The sequence below is a fragment of the Lolliginicoccus lacisalsi genome, from assembly GCF_014841105.1.
Lineage (GTDB): Bacteria > Actinomycetota > Actinomycetes > Mycobacteriales > Mycobacteriaceae > Lolliginicoccus > Lolliginicoccus lacisalsi.
Map to the genome: position 1 here is coordinate 17,151 of NZ_JACYWE010000008.1, position 16,108 is coordinate 33,258.

Annotated in this window: 17 protein-coding genes and 1 riboswitch; of the genes, 11 read left to right on the top strand and 6 right to left on the bottom strand. The window is 68.5% G+C overall.

Features of this window, described 5'->3' with window-relative positions:
- Positions 1–4: 4 nt before the first annotated feature.
- Genes HT102_RS12880 through mnhG form a run of 7 tightly spaced genes read left to right on the top strand, consistent with a single transcriptional unit; the run spans position 5 to position 7,703 of the window.
- On the top strand, positions 5–1,420 hold the full coding sequence (locus HT102_RS12880) for a hypothetical protein (RefSeq protein ID WP_192039844.1): 1,416 nt from the start codon (positions 5–7) through the stop codon (positions 1,418–1,420).
- A gap of 51 nt (positions 1,421–1,471) precedes the next feature.
- A complete protein-coding gene (locus HT102_RS12885) occupies positions 1,472–4,378 on the top strand; it encodes a Na+/H+ antiporter subunit A (RefSeq protein ID WP_192039845.1) in 2,907 nt (968 codons plus the stop codon).
- Positions 4,375–4,881, top strand: a complete 507-nt coding sequence (locus HT102_RS12890; RefSeq protein ID WP_192039846.1) for a Na(+)/H(+) antiporter subunit C — start codon at positions 4,375–4,377, stop codon at positions 4,879–4,881. Before HT102_RS12885 ends, HT102_RS12890 begins: the two co-directional genes overlap by 4 nt.
- Positions 4,878–6,527: a Na+/H+ antiporter subunit D gene (locus HT102_RS12895; protein ID WP_192039847.1), complete on the top strand. Its 1,650-nt coding sequence runs from the start codon at positions 4,878–4,880 to the stop codon at positions 6,525–6,527. Before HT102_RS12890 ends, HT102_RS12895 begins: the two co-directional genes overlap by 4 nt.
- Entirely contained in the window at positions 6,524–7,081 is a 558-nt protein-coding gene (locus tag HT102_RS12900; protein WP_192039848.1) for a Na+/H+ antiporter subunit E, read from the top strand. The genes HT102_RS12895 and HT102_RS12900 overlap by 4 nt, the downstream gene beginning before the upstream one ends.
- Positions 7,078–7,380 (top strand): monovalent cation/H+ antiporter complex subunit F, encoded by a 303-nt coding sequence (locus HT102_RS12905; protein WP_192039849.1) that lies wholly within the window; start codon positions 7,078–7,080, stop codon positions 7,378–7,380. Before HT102_RS12900 ends, HT102_RS12905 begins: the two co-directional genes overlap by 4 nt.
- Positions 7,377–7,703: a monovalent cation/H(+) antiporter subunit G gene (mnhG, locus tag HT102_RS12910; RefSeq protein WP_192039850.1), complete on the top strand. Its 327-nt coding sequence runs from the start codon at positions 7,377–7,379 to the stop codon at positions 7,701–7,703. Before HT102_RS12905 ends, mnhG begins: the two co-directional genes overlap by 4 nt.
- Positions 7,704–7,730: 27 nt before the next feature.
- Here the strand turns inward: mnhG and HT102_RS12915 are convergent, their stop codons facing one another.
- The 4 genes from HT102_RS12915 to HT102_RS12930 all read right to left on the bottom strand — a co-directional run bounded on the left by HT102_RS12915 (position 7,731) and on the right by HT102_RS12930 (position 10,865).
- Positions 7,731–8,861: a glutamate--cysteine ligase gene (locus tag HT102_RS12915; protein WP_192039851.1), complete on the bottom strand. Its 1,131-nt coding sequence runs from the start codon at positions 8,859–8,861 to the stop codon at positions 7,731–7,733.
- A gap of 63 nt (positions 8,862–8,924) precedes the next feature.
- Entirely contained in the window at positions 8,925–9,671 is a 747-nt protein-coding gene (gene sodC, locus HT102_RS12920; RefSeq protein ID WP_192039852.1) for a superoxide dismutase[Cu-Zn], read from the bottom strand.
- A 101-nt stretch (positions 9,672–9,772) separates the two neighbouring features.
- A complete protein-coding gene (locus HT102_RS12925; protein ID WP_192039853.1) occupies positions 9,773–10,438 on the bottom strand; it encodes a LytR C-terminal domain-containing protein in 666 nt (221 codons plus the stop codon).
- A gap of 13 nt (positions 10,439–10,451) precedes the next feature.
- Complete coding sequence (locus tag HT102_RS12930; protein WP_192039854.1) at positions 10,452–10,865, bottom strand: DUF3263 domain-containing protein; 414 nt, start codon at positions 10,863–10,865, stop codon at positions 10,452–10,454.
- A 185-nt stretch (positions 10,866–11,050) separates the two neighbouring features.
- Here HT102_RS12930 and HT102_RS12935 point away from each other — a divergent pair, with 185 nt between their 5' ends.
- Together HT102_RS12935 and HT102_RS12940 are read left to right on the top strand one after the other, a co-directional pair.
- On the top strand, positions 11,051–11,641 hold the full coding sequence (locus HT102_RS12935; RefSeq protein WP_192039855.1) for a peptide deformylase: 591 nt from the start codon (positions 11,051–11,053) through the stop codon (positions 11,639–11,641).
- 10 nt (positions 11,642–11,651) lie between these two features.
- The gene (locus tag HT102_RS12940; RefSeq protein ID WP_192039856.1) at positions 11,652–12,455 is read left to right on the top strand and encodes an exodeoxyribonuclease III; all 804 of its coding nucleotides are present in this window, start codon (positions 11,652–11,654) and stop codon (positions 12,453–12,455) included.
- A 164-nt stretch (positions 12,456–12,619) separates the two neighbouring features.
- Here HT102_RS12940 and HT102_RS12945 read toward each other — a convergent pair whose 3' ends face one another.
- Complete coding sequence (locus tag HT102_RS12945) at positions 12,620–12,781, bottom strand: hypothetical protein (protein ID WP_192039857.1); 162 nt, start codon at positions 12,779–12,781, stop codon at positions 12,620–12,622.
- 181 nt (positions 12,782–12,962) lie between these two features.
- Positions 12,963–13,298 (bottom strand): GNAT family N-acetyltransferase, encoded by a 336-nt coding sequence (locus HT102_RS12950; RefSeq protein WP_192039858.1) that lies wholly within the window; start codon positions 13,296–13,298, stop codon positions 12,963–12,965.
- A gap of 171 nt (positions 13,299–13,469) precedes the next feature.
- Positions 13,470–13,578: riboswitch (TPP riboswitch) on the top strand.
- Between HT102_RS12950 and thiC the strand changes: the two genes are divergently transcribed.
- Entirely contained in the window at positions 13,574–15,244 is a 1,671-nt protein-coding gene (gene thiC / locus HT102_RS12955) for a phosphomethylpyrimidine synthase ThiC (protein ID WP_192039859.1), read from the top strand. Its footprint overlaps the riboswitch before it by 5 nt.
- Entirely contained in the window at positions 15,244–16,092 is an 849-nt protein-coding gene (gene thiD / locus HT102_RS12960; RefSeq protein WP_192039860.1) for a bifunctional hydroxymethylpyrimidine kinase/phosphomethylpyrimidine kinase, read from the top strand. Before thiC ends, thiD begins: the two co-directional genes overlap by 1 nt.
- Positions 16,093–16,108 lie beyond the last annotated feature (16 nt).

Genomic DNA, 16,108 nt, shown 5'->3' on the forward strand with positions numbered 1-16,108 from the left:
CACGATGATGACCCTCCCGACCACAACGGGCCGCCCCGGCCCCGAGCTGCTCATCGCCACCATGATCGGCTTCCTCGCGCCCGCCGCGGCCACGGCGTTGCTCGTCGGAGCGCTACCGATCGTCCTCGATGCCCGCGAGTACGCGCGCGCGGGGGAGGTCGTCGCCTTCGGGGAGCCGATCGCGCTCGTGTGCGCCGTGGTGGCGGCGGTGTGGGCGGCCGCCCGGCTGGGCAGGTCCTCGCGCACCTGGTTGATCGCGGGCGTCTCGCTGCTGGCATGCATCGTGATGCTGTGGTTCTTCCACGCCGACGGCTATAGCGCCCCGCTGGGGGCGGGCGCGTACCTGGGCCTGCGCGCTGCCTCAGCGATCCTGGCAGGGGTGGTGATCGGGGCGGTGTTCTCGCGGGCCTGGTCATTCCCCAGCGCCGCGCCCGCGCTGGCCGCGACCGCCGGAGTGCTCGCCCCGATCCTGTTGTCCGGGTTCATCTCGGGGGCAGCTTCGGGCATCTACCTCGAGGGCAGGCTGCTGGCCGCGGGCACGGTCGCGACCTCGCTGACCTGGACACTGCTGGCGCTGGGCCTGGCGGCGGTCACGGCCGGATTGATCCTCGACCCGCCCCGGCCGACCGGATCGAGCCATGCGCTCGCCGGTCCCTGGCTGCGCGAGATGCTGCTGCTGGCAGGCGGGCTCGGAGCCGCGCAGATCGTCGCAATCGCGCTCGTCGCTGAGGCCTCGCGCGGCTGGCCGATGCTGGCGCGCTTCGCCGCGGCCATGGCGGCGGTCGCGCTTGTGATACTGGCGCACTGGCTGGTGGCGCTGCGGCTCGCGCTCACCAACAGCCCATGGGCGGGCGCGGCGCTGCTGGTGATGGTGGCATTCACCGCGGCGGCGGCCCCGGTGATCAGCCAGGTACCGCGCATCGGCATCGCGTGGGCGGCACCGGTGGCCCTTCTCCTGGTCGCGGGACTCGGGATCGGTGTGATCCTCCGGCACAGCAGTTATCACGTGCTCAATGGGCTGCTGATCCTCGCTGCGGTTCCTGTGATCGGTGTGATCGCCGGAGCGTCGGGGGCCGCCATCATCGGGCAACTGTTGATGATCGCGCTCGGGACGGGGATCGCGCTGGGCTCGGCGCTGCCCGGGGCCGGCCCGTCCGGAGTGGTGCTGGCGGTGCTCGTGCCGCTGATGTCGCTGACCATCATCGCCCTGGTATCGCAGCCTCTGTTCCTGGGGGCGATACCCTCGGCCACGGTGCGCGCCGCATCGGATCTGCCCGCGCTGTGGTTCCAGGTGATCCCGACGAGCAGTGGCAGCATCATCGCGGTCAGTGTGGTGGGTCTGTGCGGCGCGGGAATCCTCGGGATCGCGTACGGCTCCCTGCGATGGGCCGGCGCGAAGCCCGTTGAGCCCCTAGACTAGACAAGATATCCGCCCAGGGCCCTCACGCCCACGACCCGGACGGAGTTGCCCTTGATCGCGGTTCTGGTAGCGCATGCGCTCGCCGCCCTCATCGCGCCGGTCCTGGTTCGGTTCCTGGGCAGGAACGCGTTCCTTGTTCTGTCGCTCGTGCCGCTCGCGAGCCTGGCCTGGGTGGTGACGCGCTTCTCGAGCCCGCACCGCGTCTCGATCCCATGGTCCCCCGAGCTGGGGCTGGGCATCGATCTGTGGTTCGACCGGCTGACCGCGATCATGGCGTGCATCGTGCTGGGAGTCGGTGCGCTGGTGCTGGTGTACTGCGCGCGCTACTTCCCCGCCTCGGCGGTGCGGCTCGGCTCGTTCTCGGCGTACCTCGTGGCATTCGCTGGCGCGATGTTCGGGATCGTCACCTCCGACAACATGCTGTTGCTGTTCGTCTTCTGGGAGGCCACCACCGTCCTGTCCTTCCTGCTCGTGGGGTACAAGCAGGAGAAGCTGGAAAGCCGCCGCGCGGCGACCAAAGCGTTGCTCGTCACCACTTTTGGCGGGCTCGCGATGCTCGTCGGCATCATCATCCTCAGCCAGTCGACGGGCAGCTACCTGGTCTCCGAACTGCTTGCCGACCCTCCCTCGGGCCGCTTGGTGGACGTGGCGCTGGTCCTCGTCATCGTGGGCGCGCTGTCGAAGTCCGCCATCATCCCGATGCACTTCTGGCTGCCCGCGGCGATGGCGGCACCGACCCCGGTCAGCGCCTACCTTCATGCCGCGGCAATGGTGAAGGCGGGAGTATTCCTCGTCGCGCTCCTCGCCCCCGCGTTCGCCGATGCCTCCACCTGGCGCCCGCTGATCATCACCCTCGGCGCCCTGTCGATGGTGCTGGCCGGCTGGCGGGCGCTGCGCGAGTTCGACCTGAAGCTCATCCTCGCTTTTGGCACAGTGAGCCAGCTCGGTTTCCTCATGGTGCTCGCGGGCCTGGGCACCCGCCATGCCGCGCTCGCCGCGATCGCGCTGGTCATCGCGCACGCCCTGTTCAAGGGAACATTGTTCCTCGTCGTCGGCATCATCGACCGCTGCACCGGCACTCGCGACGTCCGCAAGCTGTGGGGCCTGGGCAGGCGCTCGCCCGTGCTGGCCCTGATCGCTGCGCTCGCCGCCGCGAGCATGGCTGGCCTGCCCCCGTTCCTCGGCTTCTACGGCAAGGAGACCGCCTTCACCGCCATCTCGGAGACCGAGGTCCTGCCGCCGGTGCTGCGCTGGGCGACACTCGTTGCCGTGGTGCGCGGCTCGGTGTTCACCGTGGCCTACAGCCTCCGGTTCGTCTCGGGCGCGTTCGCGAGCAAGCACCACCGGGAACCGAGCACCGCGGTCGCCGAGATGGTCCGTCCCGGAGCCCTGTTCACGCTCTCCCCCGCCGTGCTGTCGGTGGGCGGCCTTGTCGCCGGCTTCGCCACCGCCACGCTGGTCAGCGGAATGCTGCCCTACATCGACCAGTTCCCCGTCGGCCCGGAGGGAGCCAAGCCGAAGCTGGGTGGCTCGGCGCTCGCGCTCGCGCTCAGTGCCTTCGCGGTGCTCGGTGGCCTCGTCCTGTTCCTCGCGCACCGGCGGGTGAGCAAGCTTCGCTTCGAGAAACCGCCGCTCGGCAATGCGGATCGCGCCTACGATGCCGTGCTGCGGGGCGTCGACCTGCTCGCGCAGCGCGTCACCGGTGCCACCCAGCGGGGCTCGCTGCCGTTCACGCAGGCGGTGATCCTCGCCACGGTCATCTGGCTTCCCGCGCTGACCCTGATCATCTGGAACGACTGGGCGATCGCCCCGCAGGGCAACCTCGGCTCCCCGGTGCAGATCGGGGTCGGGGCCGCGATGGCGATCGCGGCGATCACCGCCACCAGGGTCAGCAACCGGCTCAGCGGCATCCTGCTCATCGGCGTCACCGGCTACGGCACTGCCGCCATCTTCGCCCTCCACGGCGCTCCCGACCTAGCCCTGACACAGGTCGTGGTCGAGACTTTGACGCTGGTGATCTTCGTGCTGCTGCTGCGCAAGCTGCCCGCCGAGCCGCCGCGCACGAGCGCGACCGGCCACCATGCCATCCGAGCCCTGCTCGGAATCGGGTCCGGGCTGCTGGTGCTCGTCGTCGGATTGCTCGCGGTGAGCACCCGATCCGAGGTCCCCGTCGCGAGCTACCTCCCCTACCTCGCGTACGAGGAGGGCAACGGCGCCAACATCGTCAACGTCGTGCTCGTGGATATCCGCGCCTGGGACACGCTCGGGGAGATCAGCGTGCTGCTCGTCGCCGCCACGGGCATCGCTAGCCTCATCTTCCGCAACCGCCGGTTCGGCAGTGCCCCCCGGATATCCGATGCCCCCGCCTCGGCGCATCGCGAGCTGCACTCATCCTTCGCGGACGAGGACTTCAGCGAGGAACAACTGCCCGAGGTCGCGGCGATGCCTGCCCGGCGCCACCTGCAATACACCGAGATCGTGTGGTTGCGCGGCTCCGAGCTGCGGAACCCGCGCAATCGCTCCTACGTGCTCGAGGTGACCACCCGGCTGTTGTTCCCCGCGATGATGGTGCTCTCGGTGTACTTCCTGTTCGCCGGCCACAACGCTCCCGGAGGGGGCTTCGCCGGCGGGCTCGTCGCGGGCCTCGCCCTGGTGCTGCGCTACCTGGCCGGGGGCAAGTACGAGCTCGGGGAATCCGTTCCCATCGATGCTGGACGCATCCTCGGCGTCGGCCTCGGCATCGCGACCACCGTCGCCCTGGTCTCGCTGGTCGCCGGGGCGCCCGTGCTGTCCTCGGCCACCTGGTACCTCGCCCTCCCGGTATTCGGCGAGATCAAGCTGGTCAGTGCCCTGTTCTTCGACATCGGCGTGTACCTGCTGGTGATCGGCCTCGTCGTCGATGTGCTGCGCAGCCTGGGCGCGCGCCTGGATTCACGGATCGAGGTGGAGCGCCAATGACCACGAGCATCGGCATGCTGGTCATCGCGAGCATCCTGTTCGGATGCGGCGTGTACCTGGTGATGGAGCGCAGCATCCTCAAGGCCCTCCTGGGACTGCTGCTGCTCACCAACTCAGTGAACCTGCTGCTGCTTGGCATGGGCGGGCGCTCGGGCGGGCCCCCCATCGTCGGACGGACCTCCGAGGCGCACTCATCGATGGCGGATCCGCTGGTGCAGGCGCTGATCCTCACCGCCATCGTGATCAGCATGGGGCTGTCGGCATTCGTGATCGCGCTGATCTACCGCTCGTTCACGCTGCAGACCCGCGAGGACGTCGATGACGACGACGAGGACAAGAAGCTGCCGCGCCGCACCCGCGCCGAGGCGCCGGACTACGAGCTGCCCAAGCCCCCGCCCCCCGTTCCCCCCGAGGGCCCGCACGGGCCACCGGTGGACGGCTCGGACACCGACTTCGATAGGGACGATTTCAATGGCAGCAAGCAGGGAGGCGATCGCGGATGATCAGCCCTGACCTCGCGAGCACCCTGCTTCCGCTGCCCGTGCTGCTGCCCCTGCTCGGAGCGGCCGCGTCCCTGTTCTTTGGCCGCCACTACCGGGTGCAGCGCTACATCACCCTCGCGGTGCTGTCCGCGGTCTTCATCATCGCGGCGATGCTGATGTACCTGACGGATGCCCACGGCACCCATGCGGTGCAGGTCGGCGGCTGGGACGCGCCGATCGGCATCACGCTCGTCGCGGACCGGCTCTCCGCACTGATGCTGCTGATCTCCTCCGCGGTCCTGCTCGCGGTGCTCGTCTACGCCGTCGGCCAGGGCATCCGCGATGGCAACCACCAGCAGCCCGTGTCGATCTTCGTGCCCACCTACCTGGCATTGACCGCCGGAGTGAGCAATGCCTTCCTCGCCGGGGACCTGTTCAACCTGTTCGTGGGCTTCGAGATCCTCCTCGCCGCGAGCTTCGTGCTGCTCACCATCGGCGGCAGCAAGGAACGCGTGCGTGCGGGCATCACCTACGTGCTCGTCTCGATGGTGTCGTCGATCATCTTCCTGCTCGGCATCGGATTCACCTCCGCCGCCGTGGGCACGCTCAACCTCGCGCACATCGCGGTCCGCATGCAGGACGTGCCCGAGGGAACCCGCACCGCCATCTTCTCCGTGCTGCTCGTGGCGTTCGGCATCAAGGCCGCGATCTTCCCGCTCTCCGGCTGGCTGCCCGACTCCTACCCCACCGCTCCGGCGCCCGTGACCGCGGTCTTCGCCGGCCTGCTCACCAAGGTGGGCATCTACGCGATCATCCGCACCCACACGTTGATCTTCCCCAGCGGCCTGCTCGACAGCATCCTGCTCGTGGCCGCGCTCATCACCATGGTCGTCGGGATCCTTGGCGCCATCGCGCAGTCCGACATCAAGCGCTTGCTGTCGTTCACCCTCGTCAGCCACATCGGCTACATGGTGTTCGGCATCGCGCTATCGTCCACGCTCGGGCTGTCCGGGGCGATCTACTACGCCACGCACCACATCATCGTGCAGACCACGCTGTTCCTCATCGTCGGGCTCATCGAGCGGCAAGCTGGCTCCTCCTCGCTGCGGCGCCTCGGTGGCCTCGCCAAGGCCAGCCCGCTGCTCGCGGCGATCTTCCTCGTGCCCGCCCTCAACCTCGGCGGCATCCCGCCGTTCAGCGGCTTCATCGGCAAGGTCGCGCTGCTGCAAGCAGGCGCCGACGAGGCGAGCTTCCTCGCCTGGATGCTCGTGGCCGGGAGCGCCGTCACCAGCCTGCTCACCCTCTCCGTCGTGGCGCGCATCTGGACCAAGGCGTTCTGGCGGGAACGCGCCGACGCCCCCGAGGGCCACCTTATTTCCTCCACCCCGAACGCGCTGATCGAGGACTCCTTCGACATCAAGCTCGCCGAGCGCAAGGACGTCGGCCGCATGCCCGTGCTCATGGTGCTGCCCACGGTCGGGCTGATCGCGATGGGCCTGGTGCTGACCGTGCTCGCGGGCCCATTCGTGGAGTTCACCTCGCGCACCGCGGCGAACCTGCGCGGCGGCACCGACTACATCAGCACCGTCCTGGGCGAGGACCAGGCCTCCCTCGATCTGCCCACCGAGCCGATCAGCGGATCCACCGTGCAAGGAGGCGATCGATGACACGCGACCTGCTCCGCAAGCTCGCCTCCGTGGTGTGGCTCGCGGTGGTCTGGGTGCTGCTCTGGGGGGACCCCGCCCCCGGAACGATCCTCGCCGGCGTCATCGTCGGCCTCGGCATCGTCTACCTGCTTCCGCTCCCCCGCATCCCCGTCGGCGGTACCATCCACCCGATCTCGTTCATCATTCTCAATCTGGTCATCGCGGGCCTCTTGGTTCGCGCCACCATCGGGGTGTCGTGGCTCGTGCTCAAGCCCGGTCCGCCGCCGCGCAGCGCGTTCCTCAAGCGTCGCGTGGACATCAGGTCCGACCTCGTGCTGACCTTGCTCGTCGATGCGCTCAGCCTCATACCCGGCAGCCTCGTCATGCAGGTCGACAAGGTGCAGCGCGTGGTCTACGTGCACGTCCTCGATGTCCGCGATAAGAAGGCGATCACCAAGTTCCACCGGGATACCGACCTGCTGGAGAAGTGGTTCGTGCGAGCCTTCGAGCGCCGCGACGAGTGGCGCGAGACCACCTCGGACGAGGGCACGGACCAAGGGAGGCTGCACCAATGACACTGCTGCTCGGGCTCAGCGGCGGCATGCTCGTCCTGGCAACCCTCATCTCCTCCTACCGGCTCGTCCGCGGGCCCAACAGCCTTGATCGGCTCGTGGCGATCGACATGATCGTAGCCCTGATGATCTGCGGGCTCGCGATCTGGACGATCCACACCCGCGACACCACCATCGTGCCCGCCATCGTGGTCCTCGCCCTGCTCGGGTTCGTTGGCTCCATCTCGGTAACGCGCTACCGAGTTCCCGACCACAAGATCGAGCAGCCCGCGGGCGCCACTGCGGAGGAGGCCAGCTCATGATGATCCTCGCGGGAATGCTCGCTCTTGCCGGATCAGCTCTTGGGCTCATCGCCGCGATCGGGGTGGTCCGCTTCCCTGACACGCTTGCCCGCATGCACGCCGCCACCAAGCCACAGATCGTGGGGCTGATCCTGACGCTCTCCGCCGCCGCGATCGCGAGCTGGGGCACCAGCGCGACCGGGATGATCGTGCTAGCGATCTTCTTCGCGTGCCTCACCATTCCCGTGGTCGGCCACCGCGTGGGACGGCTCGCGCACCGGGAAGGCCTGTTCCGCCGCGACCTGACAACGATCGACCAGATGGAGCCCAATCGCGACGACTAAGCGCCGCCCCGCTACCCGATTCCGGTGCTAGACAGTGCCCGCGCGCAGTTCCCCGACGAGCTGATCGACCACGGCCGTCATGCCGCCCGCTCGGGCAGCGGCGCGCTGTCGCTGGTAGGAGGCACCGATCCGCGGGATGTCGGCCACGGATGCCAGCTCGGTACTGCACTCGAGCCGCTTGGCAACCGGTGCGAGCTGCTCGAGCATGCGGGAGATCTCGCCGGTGACGAGCCGCTCGGTGCAGGCATCGTCGGTGATGATCTCGGCGTCGAGGCCATAGCGCGCTGCGCGCCATTTGTTCTCCTGCACGAGCCAGGGCGGCATCGAGGGCAACTGCTCGCCAGCGGTGAGCCGCTCGTCGAGATCCACCACGAGGCAGTGCATCAGCGCGACGAGAGCAGCGAGCTCCCGCAGGGTGGGGGTGCCATCGCACACGCGGATCTCGATCGTGCCGAGGGCCGGGTTGGGCCGGATATCCCAGTGCAGGCCGCCGACGGACTCAATGATCCCCGTGGTGACCTGGTCCGCGGTGAACTGCTCGAACTGCTGCCACGTCTCGAACTGAAAGGGCAGCCCCGCGGTGGGAAGCTGCTGGAACAGCAGCGCCCGGGTGCTGGCGTAGCCAGTGTCCTGCCCGTCCCACATGGGCGATGAACCCGATAGCGCGAGCAGGTGCGGGTACTTCATCAGCAGGGCGTTGAGGATGGGGAACACCCTGGCCGGGTCGGACACCCCCACGTGGACGTGCACGCCCCAGATCAGCATCTGTCGCCCCCAGTACTGGCTGCGATTGATGATCTCCCGGTATTGCGGCTTGTCGGTCAGCATGTGGTCGGTCCACTGCGCGAACGGATGGGTGCCCGCGCTGAAGAAATCGAGCCCGAGCTGGTCGCCGACGGTGTGCAGCACGGCAAGGGTGTCGCTGATCTCGGTCATTGCTTGCGCGGTGGTGTCGCAGATGCCCGTGACGATCTCGACGGTGTTGCGCAGGAACTCCTTGTGCACGCGGGTGCCGGGCATGATGCCGTGCTGCGACTCGAGCAGCTCGAATACCTTCTCGGCCTGATCGGCGAGGTCCCGGGCATGGCGGTCGACGAGCGCGAGCTCCCATTCCACTCCGAGGGTGGGGCGGGGCGATCCAGCGAAGCGGAGTTCCACTCCTGCATGGAACCACAAGGCCGCTGCCCTGTGCAGGGCAGCGGCCTCGGTGCTTGCTGGTTGCTACTGGATGACGCCGCAGGCGACCCGGCCGCCCGCATCGCCGGTGTTGCGGGTCTGCTCATCGGGCTCGGCCCCGCCGGTGTAGCGCTCGGGGATGTTGCCGAAGTTATCAGGACCCTCGTGGATCATGATCGAGGTGCCCTCGCCGATCAGGAGGTCATCGATGGTGACCCGATCGGTCAGGGTGACCAGCTCGCCGGTCCCGTCCTCGAGGACGTACAGCGAGGTGAGGTCACCGCTCATGCCGGTGCCACTGTGGGTCGCGCCCTCGAGCTGGAGGTGCCCGCCAGCGGAGAGGAAGTCACCGGTGCTGTCGCCGTCAGGGGCCTCGCTATCGGGCTCGCACACACCGAACTCGTGGATGTGCATGCCCTTGAAGCCCGGGGACAACACCTCGGAGTCGGCGTCGACGACGACACGGATCTCGAGGTGGTCAGCGCTCTCGCTGATGGTGACGTTGCCGACGGAGGTGCCGTCGGCCGAGTTCAACGTGGTGCGCACCGTTCGGGACGGGCCTTCCGAGGAGTCCTCGGAGTGGTCGTCGTCCTCGCCGTGGCCCGCTGGAGCGGGGGAACCCGTCCAGACCGGCGGCGCGGTGTATTCCTCGGTGCTGTCACTGGGCTCCTCGAACGGGGCCGCGCAGCCACTGAGCACGAGCGCTCCCGCTGCGAGCGCGCCGGCGACCAGCCCAGGCTTGCGCAAGGCGGAACCCCGCCGGAGAACGAAGTGCCGTGCAGGTGAGGCCATCACTAAAGCTCCTTTGGACAAACCACGAGGTGGATCGAGATCGATCAACGCACATCACAGCATATCGGCACGCCATCGCCGGTGATGCACCGGATGGCGAACTATCCCGTGAGGACAACGACGATGCCGCTGGGCTGGCCCGCGAGCGCACCGATGCGGGCGGAGACCTGGGCACCGATCTGTGCGGCGATCTCCTCGGCCAGGGCGCGCTCGGCGGGCGATCCATAGAACACCGTGGTCGCGCCCAGGGCCGTCTCGCTGAAGTTGCCGACGGTACCGACCTGCCAGCCTGCTCCGCGCAGCGTGTCGGCGGTACGCGCTGCCAGGCCCGCGACCGTGCTGTTGTTGAGGACGTGCACCTGGGTGGCGGTCGCGGGCGGCGGGGCCAGCTCGGTGGTCGTGGCCGCGGCATCATCGTCGTCGGCGCCCGCCTCCGTTCCGTCCTCGTCCGCTGCGCCGCTGGCGTCATCATCACCAGCGGGCTCGCCGGTCCCGCGATCACTGCCCTGCTGCTGGGCCTCGCGATCCGCCGCTGCCTGCGCCTCATCGCCGGGCGCGGCGTCCTCGTCCTCAGCGTCCTCGGCAGTCGTGGCTGCAACGGAGGAGCCGACCGCGCTCGTCGCGGAGGCGGAAGCCGCGTCATTGCCACCACCTGGCTCCCGCAGCACGAGCGCGCCGATGACAAAGAACACCACTGCGGCTGATATCAGCATGAACGCGAAAGAGCGCAGTGGCAGCGTGCTCGTGCCTGGATTCGGATTGCCCATCAGCTTCTCCCCACTAGGTTGTCCTCATGCCCAGCCGACGCGCGGTGCGCGCCTTCTGCCTGCCCGAGCGCAGCCGCCGCAGCCGCTTGACCAGCATCGGGTCCGCCCGCAATGCCTCCGGCCGATCGAGCAGGGTGTTGAGCAACTGGTAGTACCGGGTCGCGGACAGGCCGAAGAGGTTCTTGATCGCTTCCTCCTTCGCCCCGGCGTACTTCCACCACTGTCGCTCGAAGGCAAGGACCTCCAGGTCACGCTCGCTCAGGCCGCTGGAATCACCTGGCGCGGAATCGCTGCCCGGGCCCGGCGTGACTGGCGCACCGCCACCGTCGCCCTCGGGCACGGGGGAATCGCCCGCGAGGCCCGGCATCGGCACGACGTTGCCCTCCGGTGCTGCTGCGTGCTCATCGCGTGCCGCGGCGCTGTCCATCTCGCTCCTCGCCTCACCATTCCCTCGGGGCAGCGGCCCTGCCGCGACCCCGGCTGCCACCTCGTGGGAACCGACGTCAATCCAAGCCTTCGTAGACCACATTCAACCACCGATGACTGTCAGTTTTTCGCTACGCTCCACGGCGAGTCGAAGGTTGCCGGCATCGCTAGGTAATCTGTGCTGTCATGGCCATCCATCCGATCCGCGTAGTCGGCGATCCTGTCCTGCACACACCCACCCGCATCGTCGAGCAACCCCCGCAGGAGCTCGCCGAACTGGTCCAGGACATGTACGACACCATGGATGCCGCCCACGGCGTGGGCCTCGCCGCCAACCAGATCGGCGTCGACCTCCGCCTGTTCGTCTACGACTGCCCGGCCACCGACGACCTCGGCAAGACCCTCCGCAGGCGGGGAGAGGTGATCAACCCCGTGCTCGAGACCTCCGAGATCCCGGAGTCCATGCCCGACCCCGATGATGATCTCGAGGGATGCCTGTCCGTGCCCGGCGAGCAGTTCGCCACCGGGCGCGCCGAATGGGCCCGCGTCACCGGCATCGACCTCAACGGCGACCCGGTGGACATCTCCGGAACCGGGCTCTTCGCCCGCTGCCTGCAGCATGAGGTGGGGCACCTCGACGGCTTCCTCTACCTCGACCACCTGATCGGCCGCAACGCCCGCGCCGCGAAGAAGACGGTGAAGCGCAACGGCTGGGGCGTGCCAGGGCTCTCCTGGACACCCGGCGAAGTACCCGACCCATTCGGCCACGACGACTGAGGGAACCCCCGTGACAGACTCGCTCCGCTTCGCCACCTGGAACGTCAACTCCGCCCGCGCTCGCGTCGACCGCATCTGCGCCTGGCTGGAGAAGACTGGCACCGATGTGCTCGCCATCCAGGAGACCAAGTGCCGGGACGACCAGTTCCCTGCCGAGCGCTTCACCGAGCTGGGCTACGAGGTCTCCCACCACGGCGCCAACCAGTGGAACGGCGTCGCGATCCTCTCCCGCATCGGGCTCGACGACGTCCAGATCGGCTTCCCCGGCCAGCCCGAATGGCAGGGCACCGAATCCGTCGAGCCCCGCGCCATCGCCGCGACGTGCGCGGGGATCACCTGGTGGAGCCTGTACGTGCCCAACGGGCGCACCCTCGAGGACCCGCACTACCCGTACAAGCTCGAATGGCTCGCCGCCCTCGCCCGCAATGCCGAGCAATGGCTCGCAGATGACCCGACCGCGAGCATCGCCCTGACCGGCGACTGGAACATCGCCCCGCTCGACGAGGATGTCTGGGACATCGCCGTGTTCGAGGGAGCCACGCACGTCTCCGCGCCCGAGCGCGACGCGTTCGCCCGCTTCACCGAGATCGGCTACCAGGACGTCGTGCGGCCCCTGGCCCCCGGCCCCGGTGTGTACACCTACTGGGACTACACGCAGCTCCGGTTCCCCAAGCGGCAGGGCATGCGCATCGACCACGTCCTCACTACGCCCGCGCTCGCCGAGCGCATCACCGACGCGCACATCGACCGTGACGAGCGCAAGGGCAAGGGTGCCAGCGACCACGCGCCCGTCGTGGTGGATATCGCGCGCTAGCTCGCTGCTCGGAAGCGGGGGCTGGGGTTGGGGTTGGGCTTGGGGTTGGGGTTGGGGTTGGGGTTGGGCGCGAGTGTGCGAAAAGCGACAGCAATTTGCGGTGGACCTGTCGTTTTGCGCACCCTGGCGGCTTCTGACGAGCCAGGACGAGCCCGGCCCCGCCGCTACGGCTTGGCGATGCCGTACACCATCGGGCCGACCACGATCAGCACGAATGCACCGACGACCATGGCCTGGCGCGCCCGGCCGCGGGACGAGGCGCCGAGGTCCACCAGGGCAGCGCCGCCCCAGCCGAAGATCACGCCACCCACGCGCTCGACATCCACCGCCGCACCGTGCTGCTGCCACCGTTGGCCCCCACCGACCACTGTTGTGCGCACATGCCACGGAAATATCGGTGGTCGCTGCGGATAGGGGTGGCAGGTTTCCGGCAAGGGTGGTGCCTGATCCACAGGCAGAGTCCGGCTGGTGACAGGGGCCTGCGGGCCAGGGATGAGTCACCCAGCGCTACGAGGCGACTAGCTCCCGGTACTCCGGGAAACGGTCGAGGAAGCTCTGCACGTACGAGCACACGGGGCGGAAGGACTGCTGCCGCGAGCGCATCCCCTCGAGGATCGCCCGCACCATTGCCCGCGCATACCCCTGCCTGCTGTAGGCCTCGTCGATGATCGTGTGCAGCAAGGTGATCACGCCATCGTCGTCGATCTCGTAGCCCTCGAGCCCGGCGAAATCCCCATCGACCCAGATCTCGTACCGCGAGCGTGACTGATTGTCGATCACGTCGATCCGAGCGTGATCTCCGCGCGCCCGGTCCTCGTGGGCCTGATCCTCGTGGGATGCCATGGTCTTCCTCCCGCGCTCGTGCTTGGAGCACCAGTCTATGCCCGCGATCGCCGTCGCCCCCGTCGTGGCACGCCGCCGCGGGCTGGCCCCATGAGGCATTCCCGCGCACCACCCGCCTGCGCGCGAGCAGCCACTCCGCTATGGTGAGGGCCACAACTTCATCCAGCCACACCACATCTCCACGGGGGCTCGCACCAGCGGGCTGAGAGGACAGCTAGGGCTGTCGACCGTATGAACCTGACCGGATAATGCCGGCGTAGGGAGGGACGTCCATCGTGACGCTTTCATCTGTCCACAATCCTGCCGAGCAGGCCATCACCACGGGCCCCATCTCCGGCAGCAGCAAGATCTATGTCGAGGTCCCCGGAGCGCCGGGCCTGCGCGTTCCCATGCGGCGGGTCCACCTCACCAATGGCGAGCATCTCGACCTGTACGACACCTCCGGGCCATACACCGATACCAGCGCGACCATCGACATCGAGCAGGGTCTTCCGCGCGCTCGCGACAGCTGGACCAAGCCCGCTCCGATCGATGGCGCATCCACGCAGCTCGCCTGGGCGCGCGCCGGGATCATCACCGACGAGATGCGCTTCACCGCTGCCCGCGAGAGCGTTTCCCCCGAGCTGGTGCGCGATGAGGTGGCGCGCGGCCGCGCCGTCATCTGCGCCAACCACAAGCATCCCGAGATCGAGCCGATGATCATCGGCAAGGCGTTCTCGGTGAAGATCAACGGCAACATCGGCAACAGCGCCGTCACCTCGTCCATCGGCGAAGAGGTGGAGAAGATGGTGTGGGCCACCCGCTGGGGCGCCGATACGATCATGGATCTCTCCACCGGCAAGAACATCCACGAGACCCGTGAGTGGATCCTGCGCAGCTCCCCCGTGCCCGTCGGCACCGTGCCCATCTACCAGGCACTGGAGAAGGTCAAGGGCGACCCCACCAAGCTCAACTGGGAGATCTACCGCGAGACCATCATCGAGCAGTGCGAGCAGGGCGTGGACTACATGACCGTCCACGCGGGCGTGCTGCTGCGCTACATCCCGCTGACCGCCAAGCGCGTCACCGGCATCGTCTCGCGCGGCGGCTCCATCATGGCCGCCTGGTGCCTCGCGCACCACCAGGAATCGTTCCTGTACACGCACTTCCGGGAGCTGTGCGAGATCTTCCGCGAGTACGACGTCACCTTCTCCCTCGGTGACGGCCTGCGCCCCGGGTCGATCGCGGATGCCAACGACGATGCACAGTTCGCGGAGCTGCGCACCCTCGGCGAACTGACCACGATTGCGAAGTCCCACGGCGTGCAGGTGATGATCGAGGGGCCCGGCCACGTGCCGATGCACAAGATCGTGGAGAACGTGCGGCTCGAGGAGGAACTGTGCGAGGAAGCGCCGTTCTACACCCTCGGCCCGCTCGCCACCGACATCGCCCCCGCGTATGACCACATCACCTCCGCCATCGGCGCGGCGATCATCGCGAAGGCTGGCACTGCCATGCTGTGCTACGTCACGCCGAAGGAGCACCCCGGGCTGCCCAACCGCGACGACGTGAAGCAGGGCGTGATCGCCTACAAGATCGCCGCCCACTCCGCCGACCTCGCCAAGGGCCACCCGCGCGCGCAAGAGCGCGACGATGCCCTCTCCCGCGCCCGGTTCGAGTTCCGCTGGACCGACCAGTTCAACCTCTCGCTCGACCCCGACCCGGCCCGCGAGTACCACGACGAGACCCTGCCCGCCGAGCCCGCCAAGACTGCCCACTTCTGCTCCATGTGCGGGCCGAAGTTCTGCTCCATGCGCATCTCCGCCGACGTGCGCGAGTACGCGGAGCGCAACGGCATGAACACCCAGGAGGACATCGACCGGGTGCTCGCCCAGGGAATGGCCGAGAAGTCCGCGGAGTTCGCCGACCACGGCAACCAGGTCTACCTGCCGCTCACCACGAATTGATGGACTGGCTGCTCCCCCCGCCCGCGCCGGGCAGCACTCCGGCGCGGGCGCTCACCATCGCCGGGTCGGACTCAGGCGGAGGGGCAGGCATCCAGGCGGACATGCGCACCTTCGCGCTCACCGGCGTGCATGGCTGCGTCGCCATCACCGCCGTGACGGTGCAGAACTCCGTCGGCGTCACCGGGGTGCACACCATTCCGCCGGAGACCGTGGCCGCGCAGATCGAATCCGTCGTCACCGACATCGGCGTGCTCGCGGCAAAAACGGGGATGCTGGCGAGCGCCGAGATCATCGAGGCTGTGGTCGCCACGTGCGCGCGCCTCGGCATCGGCGCCGACGACACCATCCCGCTCGTCGTCGACCCGGTGGCAGCATCGATGCACGGCGATCCTCTCCTGCGCGCCGACGCGCTCGACGCCGTGCGGGAGCAACTTGTCCCGCGCGCGACCCTCGTCACGCCCAATCTCGATGAGGTTCGTCTGATCACGGGCATCGAGGTGATCGACGCAGCTAGCCAGCGCGCCGCCGCGCACGCGTTCCTCGACCTCGGCGCAAGCTGGGCACTCATCAAGGGCGGGCACCTGCGCGAATCCCCCAGCAGCACGGACCTGCTCACCGAAGGCACCAACGAGCACGAGTACACCGTGGAGCGGATCGCGACCGGCCACGATCACGGCGGTGGCGACACCCTCGCCGCCGCGATCACCTGCGCCCTCGCGCACGGCGTCAACATGCCCGGAGCGGTGGGGTACGCCAAGCGGTGGGTCACCGAGTGCCTGCGCGCGGCCTACCCCCTCGGCCGAGGCCACGGACCCGTCTCGCCGCTGTGGCGGCTGGGCGGTGCTTGAGCGCGCCTCCCGCAGA